Origin of the sequence: Kibdelosporangium banguiense, from assembly GCF_017876405.1 — a bacterium.
Taxonomy (GTDB): Bacteria; Actinomycetota; Actinomycetes; order Mycobacteriales; family Pseudonocardiaceae; genus Kibdelosporangium; species Kibdelosporangium banguiense.
Map to the genome: position 1 here is coordinate 213,038 of NZ_JAGINW010000001.1, position 18,496 is coordinate 231,533.

The window sequence follows — 18,496 nt, forward strand, 5'->3', positions numbered from 1 at the left end:
GCGGCTAGTCCCGGGTCAGCTTGCGGTAGGTGACCCGGTGCGGCCGGGCCGCCTCGGCGCCCAGCCTGTCGATCTTGTTCTTCTCGTAGCCCTCGAAGTTGCCCTCGAACCAGAACCACTTGGCGGGCTGGTCGCCGGTGCCCTCCCACGCCAGGATGTGGGTGGCCACGCGGTCTAGGAACCACCGGTCGTGGGAGATGACCACGGCGCAGCCCGGGAACTGCTCCAGCGCGTTCTCCAGCGATCCCAGCGTTTCCACGTCCAGGTCGTTCGTCGGCTCGTCGAGCAGGATCAGGTTGCCACCCTGCTTGAGGGTCATGGCGAGGTTGAGCCGGTTGCGCTCGCCACCGGACAGCACACCGGCCGGTTTCTGCTGGTCTGCCCCCTTGAACCCGAAGGCGCTGACGTACGCGCGCGACGGCATTTCCACCTGGCCGACGTGGATGTAGTCCAGGCCCTCCGAAACGACCTCCCAGACGTTCTTCTTGGGGTCGATACCGGCGCGGTTCTGGTCCACGTAGGACAGTTTCACGGTCTCGCCGATCTTGACGGTACCGCTGTCGGCCTGCTCCAGGCCCACGATGGTCTTGAACAGGGTGGTCTTGCCGACGCCGTTCGGGCCGATCACGCCGACGATGCCGTTGCGCGGCAGGTCGAACGAGAGCCCGTCGATCAGCACACGGTCGCCGAAGCCCTTCTTCAGGTTGTCGACCTGGACCACGACGTTGCCCAGACGCGGGCCCGGCGGGATCTGGATCTCCTCGAAGTCGAGCTTGCGGGTCTTCTCGGCCTCGGCGGCCATCTGCTCGTAGCGTTCCAGCCTGGACTTGGACTTGGTCTGCCGCGCCTTGGCGTTGGACCGGACCCACGCCAGTTCCTCGCGCAGGCGCTTCTGCAGCTTCTGGTCCTTCTTGCCCTGCACCGCGAGGCGCTCGGCCTTCTTCTCCAGGTACGTGGAGTAGTTGCCCTCATAGGGGTGGGTACGGCCGCGGTCCAGCTCGAGGATCCACTGCGCCACGTTGTCCAGGAAGTACCGGTCGTGGGTCACGGCCAGGACAGCGCCCGCGTAGCTGGACAGGTGCTGCTCGAGCCAGAGCACGCTCTCGGCGTCCAGGTGGTTGGTGGGCTCGTCGAGCAGCAGCAGGTCGGGCTTGGACAGCAGCAGCTTGCAGAGCGCGACCCGGCGACGCTCGCCACCGGACAGCACCTTCACGTCCGCGTCCGGCGGCGGGCAGCGCAGCGCGTCCATCGCCTGCTCCAGCTGGGAGTCGAGGTCCCACGCGTCGGCGTGGTCCAGCGCCTCCTGCAGCTTGCCCATCTCCTCCATCAGCTCGTCGGAGTAGTCCGTGGCGAGTTGCTCGGCGATCTGGTTGAAGCGATCCAGCTGCACCTTGACCTCGCCGAGGCCCTCCTCGACGTTGCCGAGAACGGTCTTGTCCTCGTTGAGCGGGGGCTCCTGCTGCAGGATGCCCACCGAGTAGCCCGGCGTCAGGAACGCCTCGCCGTTGTTCGGCTGGTCCAGCCCCGCCATGATCCGCAGGACGGTCGACTTGCCGGCCCCGTTCGGACCGACGACGCCGATCTTGGCCCCTGGGTAGAACTGGATGGTCGCGTCGTCCAGGATGACCTTGTCCCCGTGCGCCTTGCGCACCTTCTTCATGGTGTAGATGAACTCCGCCATGCCCGCGATCGTAGAGCGGCCGGTACACGCCGATTACCGCGACTGCCGGGAATGGGGCACGTGTGACGATGCGTGTCATGCCGCGACCGCCTCGACCGGCCGGTCGGCGAGCTCGTCGCGGTTCATCTCGATGCTGCATAGCGCGAGGTCCGGGCCGATCGCGTTGGCGGTCAGCTCGATCTCGGAGCGGGGCTGGCCGTCCTTCTCGTAGCGGTGGGTATGTATCTTCCCGGCCGCCATCACCGGGTCGCCTTTGCGGAATGTGACCGCCACCTGCTCGGCCAGCTTGCTGAAGCACGTGACCCTCATGAAGAGGCTGTTGCCCGCGACCCACGTGCCCAACTCCCGGTCGAACTTGCGCTCGTTGACCGCCACGCTGAACAGGGCCATGGCCTGCCCGTCACTGGTCAGGCGGGTGCTGATGTCGGTGCAGATGCGGCCGACCAGGGTCATCCTGGTCTCGTTCCACGCCATGACGATCACTCCTCGTTCTCCACGCCGGTTGCGTTCGTGCTGCCAGCTTGCCGCCGGGCGGGGCGGGTCCGGCAGGGGCGGACGGGCTCGGCTGTGGACAACCGCCGGATGTGGACAACCCGGCTGAAACGGGGTTGTCCCGGCTCGGAAGTGTCGGTGGGGTGTGCTAGTCGGGCTTGCGAGTGGATTCAGGTCCCGCGTTCGTCTTGCCGTTCATCTGGCCCAGCATCGCGTTGTAGGCAGCCAGTTCGGCCTCGCCGTCGGAGTCCGCACGGCGGTCCCGGCGGCGGGCTTCCTTCTCGTCCTGCCTGGCCCATTGCACGAGCAAGGCGACCACCACGACCAGCAACGGGACCTCTCCCGCCGCCCACGCGATGCCGCCGCCGAGCCGCTGGTCGTACAGGGCGTCAGAGACCCACGGCAGCGAGAGCGACCTGTAGAAGCGGTCGCCGATGATCTGTTGCATGCCCATCAGCACCACGCCGAAGAACGCGTGGAAAGGCATGGACGCGAACACCATCGCCAGCTTGCCGACCGGCGGCAGCCGCCGCGGGGCCGGGTCGATGCCGATCACCGGCCAGTAGAAGACGTATCCGGCCAGCAGGAAGTGCGCGTTCATCGCCAGGTGCGCCCAGTGCAGGTCGAGCGCGTTGTCGAACAGCCCCGAGAAGTACAGGACGTAGTAGGAGCCGACGAACAGCAACAGCGCGACGACCGGGTGCGTCAGCACTCGCGCGACCGGCGAATGTACGAATGCCACGAGCCATTCCCGTGGCCCAGGCGGGTTGTCCTTGCTTGCTGCGGGCAGCGCCCGCAGCGCCAGCGTCACGGCACCGCCCAGCACCAGCAAGATCGGCGCGAGCATATTCAGCATCATGTGGCTGATCATGTGAATGCTGAACATCGCGGGTGAGTACCGGCCGATTCCCGACGACGTGGCGAGCAGGATGACCGCGCACCCCGACAGCCATGCGATCGTCCGGCCGACCGGCCACGCGTCACCACGAGCCCGCAGCCGCCGCACACCAAGCAGATACAGCACGGCGAGCGCGATCGCCAACGTGCCGTAGATCAGGTCGAACCGCCAGTCCACCAACATCTTCAGGAACGTCGGCGCACCGTCGAGCGCATAGCCGATGCGCACTTCGACGTTGTCGGGCTCGGTCACCGACTGCTGCGGCGGAGGCGTCCGGGCCAGCGCGGCCGCGATGCCGATGGTGATCATCATGATCAGCACTTCGAGCCCGGCCAGTTTCACCAGAGCCCGGCCCGATCCGGTCGCCACCACCGTCTTGACGCCGCGTTCCCGCTGGAAGTACCCGAAAACGCCGAGCGTGAGCAGCGCGACGACCTTGGCGAGGGCCAGCAGCCCGTAGTTGGTGCTGAACAGGTCCGCCACCGGCAGCCGGACCAGCGCGTTGATCACACCGGACGCCGCCATCACGATCCAGCAGGCCAGCGCGACTTTGGAGAACCGGCTCGCGGCAAGCCCAAGGTGAGCGCCTTTACGACGGCCGTGCGCCAGCAGCGCGACCAGTCCACCGACCCACAACGCGGCCGCGATCAGGTGCAGCAGCAGGCTGTTGGTCGCCAGATCGTGCTGTCCGCCGCTGGACGAGTGACCGCTGACACCCAGCGGAAGCAGGCCACCGACCGCGAGAAAGAACAGTGCTGTCGTCCAGCCCCACGTCAGTACGAGCCGCGTGCCGACAGCGACGAGGAACGCGATCGTTGCCGTCAACAGCCAGGTGTTCGTGGGCTCCGAATTCGGTGCCAGGTCGACGAGTGTCTGGATGTCGAACAGCTGGCCAACAGGCCGTCCGAACGTGTCCGCCGTAGTGAACGGAATGGACAGAAGCGCACAGACGCACCAGACGATGGCAGCCCAGCCGGCCGTACGGACAGCGGCGTAACCGTCCGCCGCGAGCACACCGGACTTCTGCGGCGGCGTCATGAACGCGGCGAACAACAGCGAACCGATCACCAGCACGCTGCTCACCTCGGCAAGCACGCGCAGCGTGATCATCCCGTACGCGGTGAACGCCCCTGGGTTGGGAATGCCCTCGATGTACCGATCGCTGAGCAGTCCGAACAGCCCGGCGGCCACGACGACCGCGAGCACACCGCCCACCACTAACAGCGGGCCGATGCGAGCGCGGACCCGCCCCGTTCCGGTCGGCTGTGCGGGCGATTCTGTGGAGGTCACGGCCTGAGAGTAGTCACCTCGTGTGCAGCGCTTGGACGGCCTGTTGACTGGTTTGCTGTTCACGGCGCCGCGCGCGGGCCGCCAGCAGGGCCAGCGGCGCTATCGCCAACGCGATCACACCGGTGATGCCCAGCGCCACGGCCAGATTCGTGACCGACGCGATGCCACCGACCAGCGGCGGCCCAAGCAGGAATCCGCTGTACGCGATCGTGGTCACAAATCCGAGTTCGCGTTCGCCGCCGCCGCCGTCTTCACGCCGTCCGACCGCACCCGCCAACTCCAGCGCGACCGGGAACCCGTAAGCCAGCCCCATACCTGCCAACGCGAAACCGATGTAGGTGAACGCGGGCACAGGCACAAGCACTGCGATGAAAAGACCGGCCGCACCAAGAGTCGCGCCACCGATGAGCATCCGTTGTGCGCCCCAACGCCTCTCGATGCGTTCGCCGAGCAAACGCGCGACGGCCATGGAGATGGAGAACCCCGCGTAGACCAGCGCCGCCGCGGCTTCGCCTATCCCCCGCTGGTGCACGCCGAAGAACGCCGACCAGTCGACACTCGCACCCTCGGCGACCGACGAGCACAACGCGATGAACCCGAGTAACCACAGCACCGGCCGTTTGACGAGCGACCGCTTCGGACCGATGTTCTCCGCCTCAGGCCGCAGCTGTTCAACGGGAATCCACCGGGAGAACGAGACCGTGATCACCGCACCGGCAACCGCCACAATGGACAAATGCCGTAGCGGGCTCAGCTCGAACGCCACCGCTGTGGCCGCACCGAGCGCCCCAAGCAGACCACCGATACTGAAACCGGCGTGGAACACGGGCATCATCGCGCGCCCGGACTGCCGGATGGCCGTCACCGCGGCGACGTTCATCGCGACGTCCAGACCACCGACCGCGACTCCCAGCACCACGAGGACCAAGCCAAGCTGCAGAGGCGATTGCGTCATCCCCAGCACAGGGAGGACAGCGCATCCTGCGATCGCTGTGATCAGGACCATGATCCGGGCGCCATATCGCGCGCACAGCGATCCGCTGAGCAGAGCGGCCGCGATCATGCCGGTGCTGGCGCCGAGCAGGGACAGCCCCAGTGTGCCTTCCGCCGCGCCGATCTGGGCAGCCAGCGCGGGCACACGCGGCGCCCATGACCCGAAGACAATGCCGTTGAGGGCGAAAACGCCCAGGACAGCGGCTATTCCAGCACGCACGTGACCTCCCTCTGAGTCTCCCCGCCGATGGTAACTGAAGCGCTTCAGAGAAGCGATGGGGTTACGATCGAATCCGTCATGGGGGACGCAGCTGGCTCTAGCGACCAAACAGGTTCCGTGAGCGCACTCGACCTCGCTGAGCTGTACGACACGCACGCACGCGACCTGCACTACTACCTCGCGAGGCGAGTCGGCCCGCAGACGGCGGACGACCTCGTCGCGGACGCGTTCCTGGCCGTATGGGAGCACCGCGACCGATACGACCCGGCCAGGGCGAGCCCGAAAGCCTGGCTCTACGGCGTCGCGACAACGTTGCTGCGTAACCATGTCCGGCGCGAACACCGGCGATTACGCGCGTGGGCCAGGGAAAGCGGCCGGGCCATGCCGGTCGACGACTTCGGCGCACGGGTCGCCGAATCAGCCGACGCGGGCATCCTCGCCGGACAGGCAGCCGCTGTCCTGGCCGAGCTCAGAAGCGAGGAACGGGACGCGTTACTGCTCGTCGCGTGGGCCGGCCTGAGCCCGAGCGAGATCTCAGCAGTACTCGATGTGCCGGTGTCCACGGTGCGCTCACGCCTGCATCGCGCCCGTACGCGACTGCGTACGGCATTGACCGTGAAGGAGGACAACCATGCCTGACGTCGACGATCCCGAGGTTGACGGTGTTGACAGCATCGTCCGGGCTGTCCTCGCCGACACCCCGCGGATGACCGAAGAAAGTTTTGCGGCAGGTCGTGAACGCGTTCTCGCCCAACGCCGCAAGCCCCGGCAGTGGCTGAGAATCGCTTCCGTGGCGGCAGGTGTCGCGTTGGTGGCGACGACGGCACTGTTCATTCCGTCCAGTGACACCGAACTGGCGGAAACCGCCAGCGCTGCATCGGTTCTCGACAGAGCGGCGAGCTTGGTCCGGGACCCGGACCTCATGCAGAATCAGTTTCGCTACGTGAGTCTCGAGTCCACCTCCCCTCCGCCGCTCTATTACGAAATGCCGCCCTCTTCCGAAAGGCCGCCGCCCTCTTCCAAGCAATGCGATAGTTTGCCGATGTACGCCGAACAGACCTGGATCCCTCGCGACCCGGCGGCCGAGTGGTTTCAACTCAGTGGAGTACGACAGGTCAGTGGCAAGGTCGGGGACGAAGTCAAGTGCGACTTCCGGACAACCGATCGGGCAGCCGAACACGGGGCGTTCGCCACGGCCCGCCCAAACCCGCCACCCGCGTGGGAGATCCTCGAGCCGAAGCACGCCGCCGGCCTGCCCCGCGACCCGGAAGCCATGTACCGGAAGCTCAGCGCGAGCGTCCCCCGGGCGAACCCCTCACTGGGTAACTTCCTCCTGTTCGTGAGCCGAGGTTTTATGCTGCCTGCCGACATGCGGGCCACGCTCTTGCGCGCCACGAAGTACCTGCCGGGCGTCACCGTGACACAGGAGTCGGTCACGATCGACGGCCGCACAGGGATCGCGGTCGGCTTACCCGCCAAAGCAAACGGGGGCGCGCAGCAGGACATCGTCATCGACCCCAAGGACGGCTCGCTGATCGCGTACAGGCGTTTCGTCGACAACCAGAAATCCATCGACGTGTTCACATATGGAGTCGCCGAAAAGTCCGGCGAGAAACCCCGGGGGTGAGCTGGTGCGGGCCGTGTCAGTGCTCTGGACGGCCCGCCCGTTCACGCAGGTAGCGAGTGTGGTCGGACTGCCTGTTGATGTCGTCGGCGTAGAAGCGTTCGGCGATCTGGTGGGCCTCGAACTCGATCAGGTCGAGCTGGGTGAGCAGCTCGTCGCGGCGGGCCAGCCATTTCGGCATGTTCAGGTACGCCTCGATCGAGGTGGGCAGGTCCACTCTGGCCACCCGGATCACGCGGTGAAGCAGGTCCGGGTCGGCGCTGAACGCCGCGGGCCGCGCCAGCATCTCGCTGAGGACCTGGTGAATCCGGTGCACGAACTCCCCCGCACCCTCGGGCAAACGCCCTTGGCCCGCCCGCTCGACCAGGACGGCCAGATCGGCGCGGAGCTGCTCGGTCTCGGTGCTCGTGCTCGCCGCGATCAACCGCACCCGCTCACCAGGCGCAAGCAACGCGCCGACGCCGTAAAGGCCGATCACCACAACAGGCCAGTACGCGCCGACGCCGCCGAACACGTAGAGCAGGACGCCCACCAGCCCCAAAGCCGAACCGGCCAGGTTCTTGGTGGACCCGAGGTACTTCATCATTGGTAGCCACGGACTTCCTGGAACACCTTGGCCAGCGGGGTGTTGCGGGCGTCGAACACCTGCCCGCCGGTCAGTGCCGCGACCCGGTTCATCTCGTCCGGACTGCCCTCGCCGAACAGCACGGTGAACACAGGGATCTTCGCCAGCCGCGGTTGAGCCGCCTCGAAGGCGCCGAGCGGGGAGCCATTCTGGTTCTCGCCGTCGGTCATCAGCACGATCGAGGTGAACCGGTCCGGGCTGGGCTGCCCCAGCAGCTGGTAGCCGCGCAGCAGGCTGTCGTAGATCGCCGTGCCGCCGCTGGCCTTCAGATTGCTCGCCGTGGCTTTGATTCTGTCCAGCTCGGCCTGGGGCGCGGATTCCGGCACAGTGAACGTCTCCGGCGCGCCGGGAGTGCTGGCGAACGGCAGCAGCGTGACTTCCTCCCGGCCGCGGAAGCCCCGGTATTTGCCTATGAGTGAGCCGTCCGCGCCGGTCAACGCGATCAGCGCCGACCGTAGCGACTCGATCCGCTCACCCTGCATCGAACCGGACACGTCCAGCACGTACAGCGTCCGTGACGGCCGCCTGATCTTGTTGAAATACGCCGAAAGCAGCGCGTCGATCGCGTCGTTGCCCGCGGGGAAGGGCAGTTCGACAAGGTCCTTCGGCGAGAAGTCGCCAATTCCCGGGATCGCCGGGCGCCGCCGGGTGGTGTCCATGATCTTGCGCTGCACGTCAGGAGTGCGCAGATAGTCCGATAGCCGCTGGTGTGCGTCACGGGCGTCGTTGTTGGCGTCGGACAGCAGCGTGAGCGGATAGTCGGCACTGACGACACCGTCGCTGGGATAGACCAGCGACAACGGTTCGGGCAGCTTGCCGTCCGCGTTCATCGACAGCAGCACCGACTCGTAGTTGATCAGGCCGTCGACCTTCTGCCCGGCGTCCGCGCCGGTCGCACGGCGTTGGTACGCCTCCGACAGCCACCCCGAGGAGCCCGCGGACAGCGCCTGGCCGGCGAAGAACTTCGTCAAAGCGGGGGACACACTGGCGATCTGGTCAGGCGTGACCGCGCTTCCGGTGCCTGCCAACGCCGAAGCGACGCCGACCAGCGCGGAGAAGCCGGAGTTGGATGCAGACGGGTCTGTCATGCCGTATGTGAAAGCCTTGTTGCCTGCGGCTTCGGCGATCTCACTCCAGCTGACCCGCTTGTTCTCCCAGCCGAGCCGACGGACCGCGGTGCTCGACAGGCCCAGCAGCACCGGCGAGTTCATGATCTTGACTTGGTTGCCCAGCCGCTTGTTGGCCTCGGGCAACGACTGCAGATACCGGTTGGAGGAGAACCACACCGCGTCGAACTTGCCGGCCGCGTCACCCCGGGCCAGCTGTTCGGCACCCTCGAGCGTGCCGCTGAAGGTGAAGGTGGCCGTCACGCCGGTCGCCTGGGCAGCCTGGTCGAGGATCGGTTTCATGTCGGCCAGCTCGCTGCCCGCCAGGATGCGTAACGTGCCTGGTTTCGGCGGGCCGAGCGGCTGGGCCGGGTCGGGAGTGGTGCTGGAGTCGCAACCCGCCAGCGCCAGAACCAGCCCCAGAGCAACGAGCTTTCTCATCCGGCCCTCTCCGCGGTGTGCGAACGCCGGAGGTAGTCCTCCGCGCGGTGCAGCTCGGTGGACAGCGCGTTCACGGTCAACGCCATGTTGTGCACCGCCCCCGCCTTGAACTCGTCGATCGCGTCGATCGCCTGGAAGATCTGGTCGAACGAAGCCTGGATGGTCTGCACACCGACCGCTGGATCGCTGCTGGCACGGCGGATGTCCTCGGACTGCAACATCAGCAACGACGCGTTGGACCTGATCAGGCCCTCTGTTGTGGACTGCAAGGCGTCGATCTCTTCGAGCACGTCCCGTTGGTGCGCCAGCGCGCCGCTGATCACCAGGGCGATCCGCAACGCGGAAACAGTCGTGGAAACGGCTCGTTCCACTCCCCTGATCAACTCGTCATTGTTGCGCCGCAACAGGTCCAACGCCAGATATCCCTGGGCGCAAACCGCGAGCTGCGTCAGGATGTCCTGGTGACGCTGGCGAATCGGATGCAGCACGTCGCTGCGTAACGCTGTGGCGAGGCCAGGATCGGCGAGATCCAGCACGCTCGCCTGCCGGTCGATCGCCTCGTCGACAGCAGCCGCGAACGCCGCCGCCTCGGACAGCTTGGTCATGTTCTGCCACAACCGTTCGCGCTCGCCCTTGATGGCGGAGTTGTCGCGGTGCAACAGGTCCTGACGCATCCGGAGGTGCACTACCAACGCGTTCACCGGTTCGTTGGCAGCCTGGTAACGCGACCAGAGTTTCTTCGCCTCGTTGGCCACCGGGATCAGGCGCAGGATCTTGCGTCCGGTCAACGGCAGCTTCGTCGGATCGAGTTCACGCACAGTCCGGCGTAATTCGGCCAGGCTCAACGCGATCTCCTGCTGTGTCGACGCTTTCTCGCCACGTGCCCCGGCCAGCGCCTTGGCCGAACGGTCCAGCAACGCGCCGGCAATACCTGCCGCGACACGCATGTCAGCGGAACCGACGGTCATCAGCTCGTCCAGGACTTTGCCGAAATCGGGAGAACGCGGGTCCAGAGCCGTGAGCCGTTCGGTGAATTCCTCGGCGCGGCCACTCACATCCGCGATCACCTCTTCGCCGAGTGTGATCAGCCCCGCGGCCCGCGCGGGCGGGATCGGTTCGACCGGGTCGGGCGGAGTCAGCACCAGATCATCTGTCACCGGTATTGCCTGCCTATCGCGTCCAGCAGCCGTTCCAGCGTCTCGAAGGACGGTGGTTCGACGATGTCGACCAAGTCGGTTGGCACAGCGAGTTTGTGCTCGGTCACGACCTGGGTGAAATAACGGGCGTCGTTGGTGCGGAAGCCGAACGTCGCCGCCAGCCGCCCCAGTTCCGGATCGGTGGTCAGCAGCTGACCGACTCGATCTCCGTTGGGTGACAACGGGACCAGGGTGTGTTTGGAGAAAATGGTCGGCGCGGTGTAGAGCATCCGCATTTCCGGGCGGATTCCGCCGTCGCCGCGCAGCTGCCGGTCGAGGTACTGCGATTCGTAGATCAGCGCCAGCGGTGTCTTGCCCATCCCCGCGGCGAGGTAGTCCTCGAACGGCCCCTCGGTGCTGTTCTGGGTGTATCCCTGATCCAGGAACAGCTTCGTCAACTGCGGCAACAGCCGGTTCTCGGCCTCCTCGGTGGTCACCACCGCGTTGCCGTTGGCCACGAACGACATGATCGCCAGGTACATCGACGCGGAGTTGGAATCCCGCGGATCGGTCGTGGTGATCAGCATGTTCTTGCGGGCCGGGAAAGCGGTGTTGCCGGGCAACTGGTCCCAGCGCGTGCCGGCCTTGGCAGATTCGAGGTATTTGCCGACATCCAGGACGGGCTCGCCGCCCGGCCCTTTGCGTACCAGCCCGTTGACGGTCAGCAGTTGCACGATCGGGTCGAAAGTCGCCACCGCCATCGGCGACTGGAATGGCGTGTATCCGGTCGTGATCTTGCGATCACGCTGGACGCGTTGCGCTGCCGGAGAACTGGACGGGAAAACGAACTCGTATTTGTTCAGATCGACAGTGGTGGCGATCTGCCGCGAGCCCGCGGAGTCGACCTCGACCCGTAAACCGTGCTTGGCGAATGCGTCGGCCACGCGCTGGTCATGGAAGAACGCCAGCTTCTCCGAACCGATCACGCCACGGACCACCAAGGCGTTTCCCGCAGGCGTGTCCTCCCCTTGCCGGTCAAGAACGATCACTACGACGACCGCCACGAGCAGCACTGCCGCCAGTACGATCGACAACCGCCGCTTCACGCGCGGTCGCCTCCCCTCACTGAATGTCCCACCTGGATCATGCAGTTCGTTCAACTTAATTGACGCAGCGGGCAGGGCATCGGTTGATGAACTGTTAGTGAACGCCAGGTATACACAGCAAAGGAAACTTCGTTATCGCGCTCGACGCACCTGTCTGTCAGCACGCGATTACGCTGAACCACCCGTAGCCGAACAGCGCGCCGCCGCCGGCTGCGCCCCAGGCGGCGGCGCGCTGTCCCCCTGTGGAGATTGGTCCGGGTGTGCCCATCGTCCGTGCGGGCGCTGAGTCATCTCTGAGTCGCAGTTGAGCCGCCGCCAACTCAGCGCCAACTCAGCGGGTGTCGCCACAGTGGTGCGCCATGGAGGCGACAAAGGGAGCGAGGACGTGAAGGCACAAGTTCTGGTCGTCATGGTGATCACGGTCGTGACCACGGCGTTGATGTCGGCCCTACCCGCCAAGGCGGTCGAGGCGCAGGTGTGGGCCTTCCTGTATGCCGACCGGCTGGCCACAGCGTCCTATCAGCCGGCCAACCAGGCCGCCAGCAGGCCTGACATCCGGTCCAGCGTGACCAGGACGAGCACTGGCGCCTACAGGGTGAACATCACCGGCGCGGGCTCGCCTGGTGTGCCGATTGTGACCGCGGTCGGCGGCAGCGGCGTGCACTGCCAGCTGACTCGATTCGGCCAGAACGGCACTGCCGAAGACGTCCTGGTCAACTGCTACAGCGGGATGCAGCCCAGGGACAGCAAGTTCACACTGTCGTTCTTCTACTCGGCCCCGCCGGACAGCGGGGCGCCCGGCGCCTACGGCTACGTGTACAACAACGAGCCCAAGCTGACGACCTACGTGAATCCGCCGCTGCGCTACAACTCGACCGGCGGGAACGTGGAGATCTACTACAACCCGGCCGCGGGTATCTGGACCGCACGGTTCTTCGGCCAGGCCTTCATCAACATCGCCGGCAGCGTGCAGGTGTCCTCGGCCGGGCCGACGCCGGCGCGCTGCGCGATCTTCCAGTGGTATCCGCACGAGTTGGGTGCCGACGCGCAGGTGCGCTGCGATCCGCTCTCCGCGGCCGCTGGACCTCCACAATGGACGCTCGTGTACATGCACGAGCGGTCGATCGTCGGCGACCGGAACGGTTTCTTCGGCTACCTGCAGGCAAACCAGCCCACATCGCCGTCCTACACCCCGAATCCGGATCGCAACCGTGCTCCGAACGGGCTCCTGCACCGGATTACCCGATCCGGCCCTGGCGTCTACCAGGTGGAGATCTACGGTCCGCTGAAGGCACCGAACACGGTTCACCTCACGGTGAACGGCAACACGAGCGCGTTCTGCAACATCGTCGGCTGGACCCTGAAACCGGGTTCACAACCGGCCGGACTGATCGACATCACCTGCTTCGACGCAAACGGCACGCCGGCCGACAACTGGTTCTCGTTGGCCTACTACTCCCCATGACGTGACACCGACGCGGTACTCGCCGACGGCACCCCTAGGCCTGACGAGAACGCGGTGTCCGGGTCTGCGGCGCCGATAGCGGACAACAGCGCGCCCGCATCGCGCCGCAGGGCCCGGGCCAAATCAGCATTCCCAGCGTGATCCGCGATCGCGCCAAGCACACGCAATGCCTCGGCCTCACCCAATCGATAACCGGTCTCACGATGACAAGCAAGCGCTTGCTCAGCAAGATCGGTATCCGCGACGCCCTCGGCCAGACGGATCCTCGCGAGCGCGACACGAGCCTGACCCTCCAGTACCCGGTAGCCAACAGTGTTCGCCAGCTCGATGGCCTCCTGCGCCGGTGCAGCATCTCGCTGTGTGACCGCAAGCCCGATCAGCGCACTGGTTTCGCCGTACCGATGTGCGGTGTCGCGAGCCAAAGCCAGCGCCTGCCTGTGGTGGTCGACCGCGATCGCCTGGTGTCCAAGGCGAAGATGAATGGAGCCCAACGTGTTCAGCACATCGACCTCGCCATGCCGGTAGACGACGTCGCGGGCGATGGTGAGCGCGGCCTGCGCGTGCTCAAGCGCGGCACTGTATTCGCCTGTGTCACGGAACAACGCGGCCAGTTCGTTGCCGGTTTCGACCTCCGAACCGCGATCACCGACTTCCTGGTGCTTGGCCCGTGCGTTCCGCAAATGGTCGAGTGCCTCGTCGTACTGGCCGAGATCACGCAGCGCCACACCGAAATTGCTGAGATTGACGGCCTCGGCATGGCTGGACCCGATCTTCCGGCTGATCTCCAGCGCATCGGTGTACCTGGCCAGGGCTGTGCGCAGGTCGCCCAGACGATGCGCGGCTATGCCAAGGTTGGTGAGGTTGTTGACCTGGTTGGGCAACCGCTGCAATCGCTGGTTGAGCGCCAGCGCGATCTGATAGAAGCCGACGGCGTCACGCAGACGTCCCGACATGTTGTGCAGATTGCCGAGATTGTTGAGCGCAGCCGCCTCTCCCTCAGCCCAGCCCGCCCGTTTGGCAGTGGTCAGCGCACGAGCGGAGAAGTCGATCGCCTGTTGGTACTGTCCCTGCCGGAAGTTGACGTCGGCAAGGCTGAGCAACGCACCGGTCTGCCCGGTCAGATCGTCACAGGCCTCCGCCGCAGCGAGACCCGCACTCGCGACGGTGAGCCAGTCCACAATGTAGATACGCAGCCAGAAATACCCACGCAGTGCGTCAGCGAGCAGTCCGATCACCGGCAACGACTGGTGGCGGATCGCTGCCACGAGGTTGTGCCGCTCAGCGTCCAGCCACGCCAACGCTTGTGTGTTGTCGGCGAACGTCCCTGACAGCTGCTCGGTATCGACAGGCGGCAACGTAAGTCGGCGCATTTGCGGATATAGCAGTGTTGCCGCGGCGTCGACGGTGTACAGATACCAGTCGTACAACCGATTCACTGCATTTTGGCGTGCTGCTGGCAAGTCTTCCAGCTCTCCACGCTCACTCGCGTACAGGCGCAACAAGTCGTGACAGCCGTAGCGATCGGCGGCGTGCTGATCAACCAAGTGTGCCGCATGGAGCCGTGACAACAGCAGAGCCGCCGCATCCGTGGTGATACCGGCGAGCGCGGCAGCCGCGTCAACCGTCACATCGGCACCCGGCACGAGGCCGAGCAGCCGGAACAGCCGACGCGCGTCTTCAGGCAATACGGCATACGACAAGTCGAACGCCGCTCGTACCGCCGTCTGCTCGTCACCCTCGACTTCGAGGTTGGCCAACCGATTGCCAGCGCGCAACAGCTCGCAGTACTCGGTGACGGTGTGCGCTCCAAGGTTGGCCGCCGTGATGCGAAGCGCCAGCGGCAGATACGCACACAACTCGGCCAACTCGCTCACCGCCAAGGCTTCCGCGTGCACCCGCTGCTCCCCCAGCAGGTAGGCAAGCAATGTCTTCGCCTCGCCCACGGTCAGCACGTCAAGCCTGAGCCCGCGTGCGCCGTCTCTCGCAATGAGCCCAGTCAACGCGTCGCGGCTGGTCACCACCACCATGCAGCCAGGCGCACCCGGCAGCAGCGGCCTTACCTGATCCGGGTGATGCGCGTTGTCCAACAGGACAAGCATGCGCCGATCAGCCAACAGGCTGCGATACAACGCAGCAGCCTCGTCAACATCTGTCGGCACCTGCTCAGCCGCCACCCCGAGCGCGTGCAGAAACCTTGCCAGCGCGTCGATCGGTTCAACCGGCGGGCCTGAAGCGTAACCACGCAGATTCACGTAAAGCTGCCCGTCGCTGAACCGATCCCGCACGCGATGCGCCCAATGCACAGCGAGCGCGGTCTTGCCGACACCAGGAGTCCCGGCCACCACAACGATCCCGACGGCCGGCGGCAACCCATCAAGCTGACGCAGAAACCCATGCCGCCCGGTGAAACCCGCGACGCCGGCCGGTACCTGCGCCGGAGTGACCCGCACAGCGACGCCGCCACCGGCCAGCGTCCGGTCGTCGGCAAGAATCGCCCGCTCAAGCTCACTCAGCTCCGGGCCAGGCTCCATCCCGAGCTCGGCCACCAGCACAGCCCGCCCGTTGCGGTAAACATCCAACGCCTCAGCCCGCCGGCCACACCGGTACATCGCCAGCATCAAGTGGCACCGCAACTTCTCCCGAAGCGGATACTCCTCAACAAGACGAGCAAGCTCATCAACAGTCTCAACGTGCCGCCCCAGCGCCAACTCCGCACCAAGCCGCGCCTCAAGCGCAGTCAGCCGACGCTGCTCAAGCCGATTCGCCTCAGCCGCAACCATGGGCGACGCCAGCACATCGTGCATGGCCGCCCCCTGCCACAACGCCAAGGCCTCAACAAGCTGCTCAACCCCGGCAGAAAGCCGCCCACCAGCAAGCTCCCGCTGCCCAGCCTCGACAAGCCGGTCGAACACCCACGAATCCAGCTCGCCGTCGGCCACCTCAAGGACATAACCCCGTCCCCGCGTCAGCAGCCGCGTCTGCGAACCATCCCCAAGAAGTTTCCGTAGCCGCGCGATATACCCCTGCACGGTGTTGAGAGCGGTCCGCGGCGGATGATCCCCCCAAAGCTCATCGACGAGCCGATCCGCACTGACCACCCGCCCAGCCTCGATAAGCAGGATCGCAAGCACAACCCTCGGCTGCGCCGCCCGGATGGTCACCCATTCCCCGGCGTGCCAGACCCGAACCGGACCCAGGACCCGAAATCGCATGCCGGCTTCACCCCGCCCGCCATTATGGTCCCGACGCAAGACCCCGTTACCCAGCCCTCACCACCAAGCCCCTGACCTCGCCACACCCGTCTCAGCACCCAGTCTTGGCAAACCCCCGTCCCGCCAGCCCCGTGACGCACCCCTCCCCCAGACCCAAGCAGCCCAGCACGACCCGCAACCGCATGCCAAATGCCAAAGCCCCACATTGCCGGCCAAACACTGTCACATGATTCTCAAAGACACCCAACCACGCCAACAAAGATCAGCTCTTCGCACAAGAAACAGAACGAGCACCAAATGTGCAAGCGCCAGATTCCAACACCAGAATTCAAGCCCCGACCACATCCACACCAACCCGGCGCAAGTGGCCCCCGGCGCGCCCCACAGCGCCCATGCAACCAAGCGGACGCGCCGGGGCGCGGGGTCTGGGGGTCGCCCCCCAGAAGACACGACGAGCGACCCGGCTCGCGCTCTCCGCGAACACAGGTCACCCAGAGCGAGTGCCCCCGGCAGGACTCGAACCTGCGACCAAGTGATTAGAAGTCACTCGCTCTATCCGCTGAGCTACGGGGGCCGAGGGCGGCAGGCCTGTCGGATGGGTGCAGGTTAGCCGCCTCATGAGGTGTGATCGTTCGGAAGTGCTCTGGTGTTTCTGAATCGCACCAGTCCGGGTGAACAAGATCACCGGGGTAGGCGTCTCTGTCTGGCCGCGGCGCTGGAGGTGCGGGTGACGAGCGTGGCGCCGATGATCACCGGTTCGCCTGGGCCGAGGCCTTCCAGAAGGCGAAGTACCAGCTCACCGGCTTGTCTGCCCTTCTGGAGAAGATCTTGGCGGACTGTGGTCAGGGGCGGGTCGGACCAGGCGGCGGCCGGTGTGTCGTCGAAACCGACGATTGTGAGGTCGTCGGGGACGACGAGACCTATCTCACGTGCGGCGCGGATTGCGCCGATTGCCAGTTCGTCGGACATGCAGAGTAGTGCGGTTGGCCGAGGAGATTGAGCCAAGAGCCAATGGGCGCCTTCGCGGCCGAATTCGCGCACGCTTTCCGATGCTTCCCAGATGGGTGGATTTTTCGCCGGGTGCGCCCGGTAGCCCGCCAGGCGCTCGATCGTGACGTGGAACTGGGCCGCGGCGATCCTCTGTGGACTGACTGGGCCGCGATGGCCGTCGGCGATCAGGTCGAGGCTGAGGATGCCGATGTCGCGATGCCCCAGTTCGGCTACGTGGTGTGCGGCCATTTGGGCGCCTTCGCGGTCGTTGACGCGCACGCTCGCAGTGTGCGCGTCAGCCGGCTGGTCCACTACGACGAGGGGCAGACCTCGTTGCTGGACCGCCGCTATGGCCCGGGCGTCGTTCGGAAGTGAGTACGCCACCACGACATCCGCGTGCACGCGTGCGACAGCTGCCGGAAGGGGGCCTCCGCCGTTCGGCCCACCGGGCATCAGCACGAGCGACCGTTCGCCGGTGTCGACGGTCGACGCCAACGTGTCCAGCATGATCGAGAGCGCCGGGTCGGAGAACGCCGCGGACAATCCCTTGTCCAGCATCACCGCGACCGCCCCGGCGCGCTGGGTCGCCAGGCTCCGCGCGACCGGGTCCGGTCCCGCGTAGCCCAGGCGGGCCGCGACGCTGAGGATCTCCTCGCGCAACCGCTCGGACAGCTGATCGGGCCGGTTGTAGGCGTTCGACACCGTCGCCCGCGACACGCCGACCTCACGTGCCACGGTGTCGAGCGTGGGACGCCTGGAACTCACGCGCAAAGGGTACTGACCTGCGATCAGAAGTGGTCGCCGTCGGTCAGTTCCTGCTCGAACTCGTCCGCGCGGGCCACCACGAACTTCAGCGGTCGCTCGAACTCCTCGCGGACGCTGAGGTCTTCGAGTGGCACGGTGTGCTTGAGCAGCGCGACTCTGTCGACGACCGCGCCGCCGCCGACTGTGGAGGTCCCGGCCAGCTCCAGGAACCGACGCAGGTCGATCTTGTCCGCCCAGCCGACGGGCGAGGAGATCTCGAGCCAGGCGCCGTGGGCGTCGGGCACGTGGTGGACCGAGACCTGCTGGGTGCGGTCCTCGGCTGTGTCAAGGCGGAAACGCAGCCAGCTGTCGGTCTCCTCCAGGACCTCGTACCGGGTCCGGACATAGTTGATCACTTCGGTCCAGGTGGTCACCCTTGTCGCCTCTCGAGGAGTGCCGGCTCGCGCGGGCTT

The 18,496-nt window shown here is 66.0% G+C and carries 14 protein-coding genes and 1 tRNA gene; 3 read left to right on the forward strand and 12 right to left on the reverse strand.

Annotation, left to right across the window (positions count from 1 at the left end):
* Positions 1-4: 4 nt before the first annotated feature.
* From ettA to JOF56_RS01090, 4 genes are all read right to left on the reverse strand, one after another.
* Positions 5-1,681, reverse strand: a complete 1,677-nt coding sequence (gene ettA / locus JOF56_RS01075) for an energy-dependent translational throttle protein EttA (protein ID WP_209633476.1) — start codon at positions 1,679-1,681, stop codon at positions 5-7.
* Between the two features lie 75 nt (positions 1,682-1,756).
* On the reverse strand, positions 1,757-2,155 hold the full coding sequence (locus tag JOF56_RS01080) for a single-stranded DNA-binding protein (RefSeq protein WP_209633478.1): 399 nt from the start codon (positions 2,153-2,155) through the stop codon (positions 1,757-1,759).
* 166 nt (positions 2,156-2,321) lie between these two features.
* Complete coding sequence (locus JOF56_RS01085; protein ID WP_307854862.1) at positions 2,322-4,361, reverse strand: bifunctional copper resistance protein CopD/cytochrome c oxidase assembly protein; 2,040 nt, start codon at positions 4,359-4,361, stop codon at positions 2,322-2,324.
* Positions 4,362-4,374: 13 nt separating this feature from the next.
* A complete protein-coding gene (locus tag JOF56_RS01090) occupies positions 4,375-5,574 on the reverse strand; it encodes an MFS transporter (protein WP_209633480.1) in 1,200 nt (399 codons plus the stop codon).
* 117 nt (positions 5,575-5,691) lie between these two features.
* On the opposite strand from JOF56_RS01090, the gene JOF56_RS01095 reads away from it, so the two are divergent.
* Entirely contained in the window at positions 5,692-6,213 is a 522-nt protein-coding gene (locus JOF56_RS01095; protein ID WP_209633482.1) for an RNA polymerase sigma factor, read from the forward strand.
* Positions 6,206-7,201 (forward strand): hypothetical protein, encoded by a 996-nt coding sequence (locus JOF56_RS01100; protein ID WP_209633484.1) that lies wholly within the window; start codon positions 6,206-6,208, stop codon positions 7,199-7,201. The genes JOF56_RS01095 and JOF56_RS01100 overlap by 8 nt, the downstream gene beginning before the upstream one ends.
* Positions 7,202-7,217: 16 nt before the next feature.
* Here JOF56_RS01100 and JOF56_RS01105 read toward each other — a convergent pair whose 3' ends face one another.
* Genes JOF56_RS01105 through JOF56_RS01120 form a run of 4 tightly spaced genes read right to left on the reverse strand, consistent with a single transcriptional unit; the run spans position 7,218 to position 11,612 of the window.
* Positions 7,218-7,781 carry a hypothetical protein gene (locus JOF56_RS01105; protein ID WP_307854863.1) on the reverse strand — a complete coding sequence of 188 codons (564 nt, stop codon included), beginning with the start codon at positions 7,779-7,781 and terminating at the stop codon, positions 7,218-7,220.
* Positions 7,781-9,370: a VWA domain-containing protein gene (locus tag JOF56_RS01110; RefSeq protein ID WP_209633488.1), complete on the reverse strand. Its 1,590-nt coding sequence runs from the start codon at positions 9,368-9,370 to the stop codon at positions 7,781-7,783. Before JOF56_RS01110 ends, JOF56_RS01105 begins: the two co-directional genes overlap by 1 nt.
* Entirely contained in the window at positions 9,367-10,527 is a 1,161-nt protein-coding gene (locus tag JOF56_RS01115) for a toxic anion resistance protein (RefSeq protein WP_209633490.1), read from the reverse strand. The genes JOF56_RS01110 and JOF56_RS01115 overlap by 4 nt, the downstream gene beginning before the upstream one ends.
* Positions 10,524-11,612 (reverse strand): hypothetical protein, encoded by a 1,089-nt coding sequence (locus JOF56_RS01120; protein ID WP_209633492.1) that lies wholly within the window; start codon positions 11,610-11,612, stop codon positions 10,524-10,526. Before JOF56_RS01120 ends, JOF56_RS01115 begins: the two co-directional genes overlap by 4 nt.
* Positions 11,613-11,997: 385 nt before the next feature.
* Between JOF56_RS01120 and JOF56_RS01125 the strand changes: the two genes are divergently transcribed.
* Positions 11,998-13,077 (forward strand): hypothetical protein, encoded by a 1,080-nt coding sequence (locus tag JOF56_RS01125; RefSeq protein WP_209633494.1) that lies wholly within the window; start codon positions 11,998-12,000, stop codon positions 13,075-13,077.
* On the opposite strand, the gene JOF56_RS01130 is transcribed toward JOF56_RS01125, so the two are convergent.
* The 4 genes from JOF56_RS01130 to JOF56_RS01145 all read right to left on the reverse strand — a co-directional run bounded on the left by JOF56_RS01130 (position 13,065) and on the right by JOF56_RS01145 (position 18,457).
* The gene (locus JOF56_RS01130; RefSeq protein WP_209633495.1) at positions 13,065-16,289 is read right to left on the reverse strand and encodes an AfsR/SARP family transcriptional regulator; all 3,225 of its coding nucleotides are present in this window, start codon (positions 16,287-16,289) and stop codon (positions 13,065-13,067) included. The genes JOF56_RS01125 and JOF56_RS01130 overlap by 13 nt on opposite strands.
* A 501-nt stretch (positions 16,290-16,790) precedes the next feature.
* Positions 16,791-16,863, reverse strand: a tRNA-Arg gene (locus JOF56_RS01135).
* Positions 16,864-16,970: 107 nt separating this feature from the next.
* A complete protein-coding gene (locus JOF56_RS01140; RefSeq protein ID WP_209633497.1) occupies positions 16,971-18,044 on the reverse strand; it encodes a LacI family DNA-binding transcriptional regulator in 1,074 nt (357 codons plus the stop codon).
* Positions 18,045-18,067: 23 nt separating this feature from the next.
* Positions 18,068-18,457, reverse strand: coding sequence for a hypothetical protein (locus JOF56_RS01145; protein WP_209633499.1), 390 nt, complete (start codon positions 18,455-18,457; stop codon positions 18,068-18,070).
* Positions 18,458-18,496: the final 39 nt, after the last annotated feature.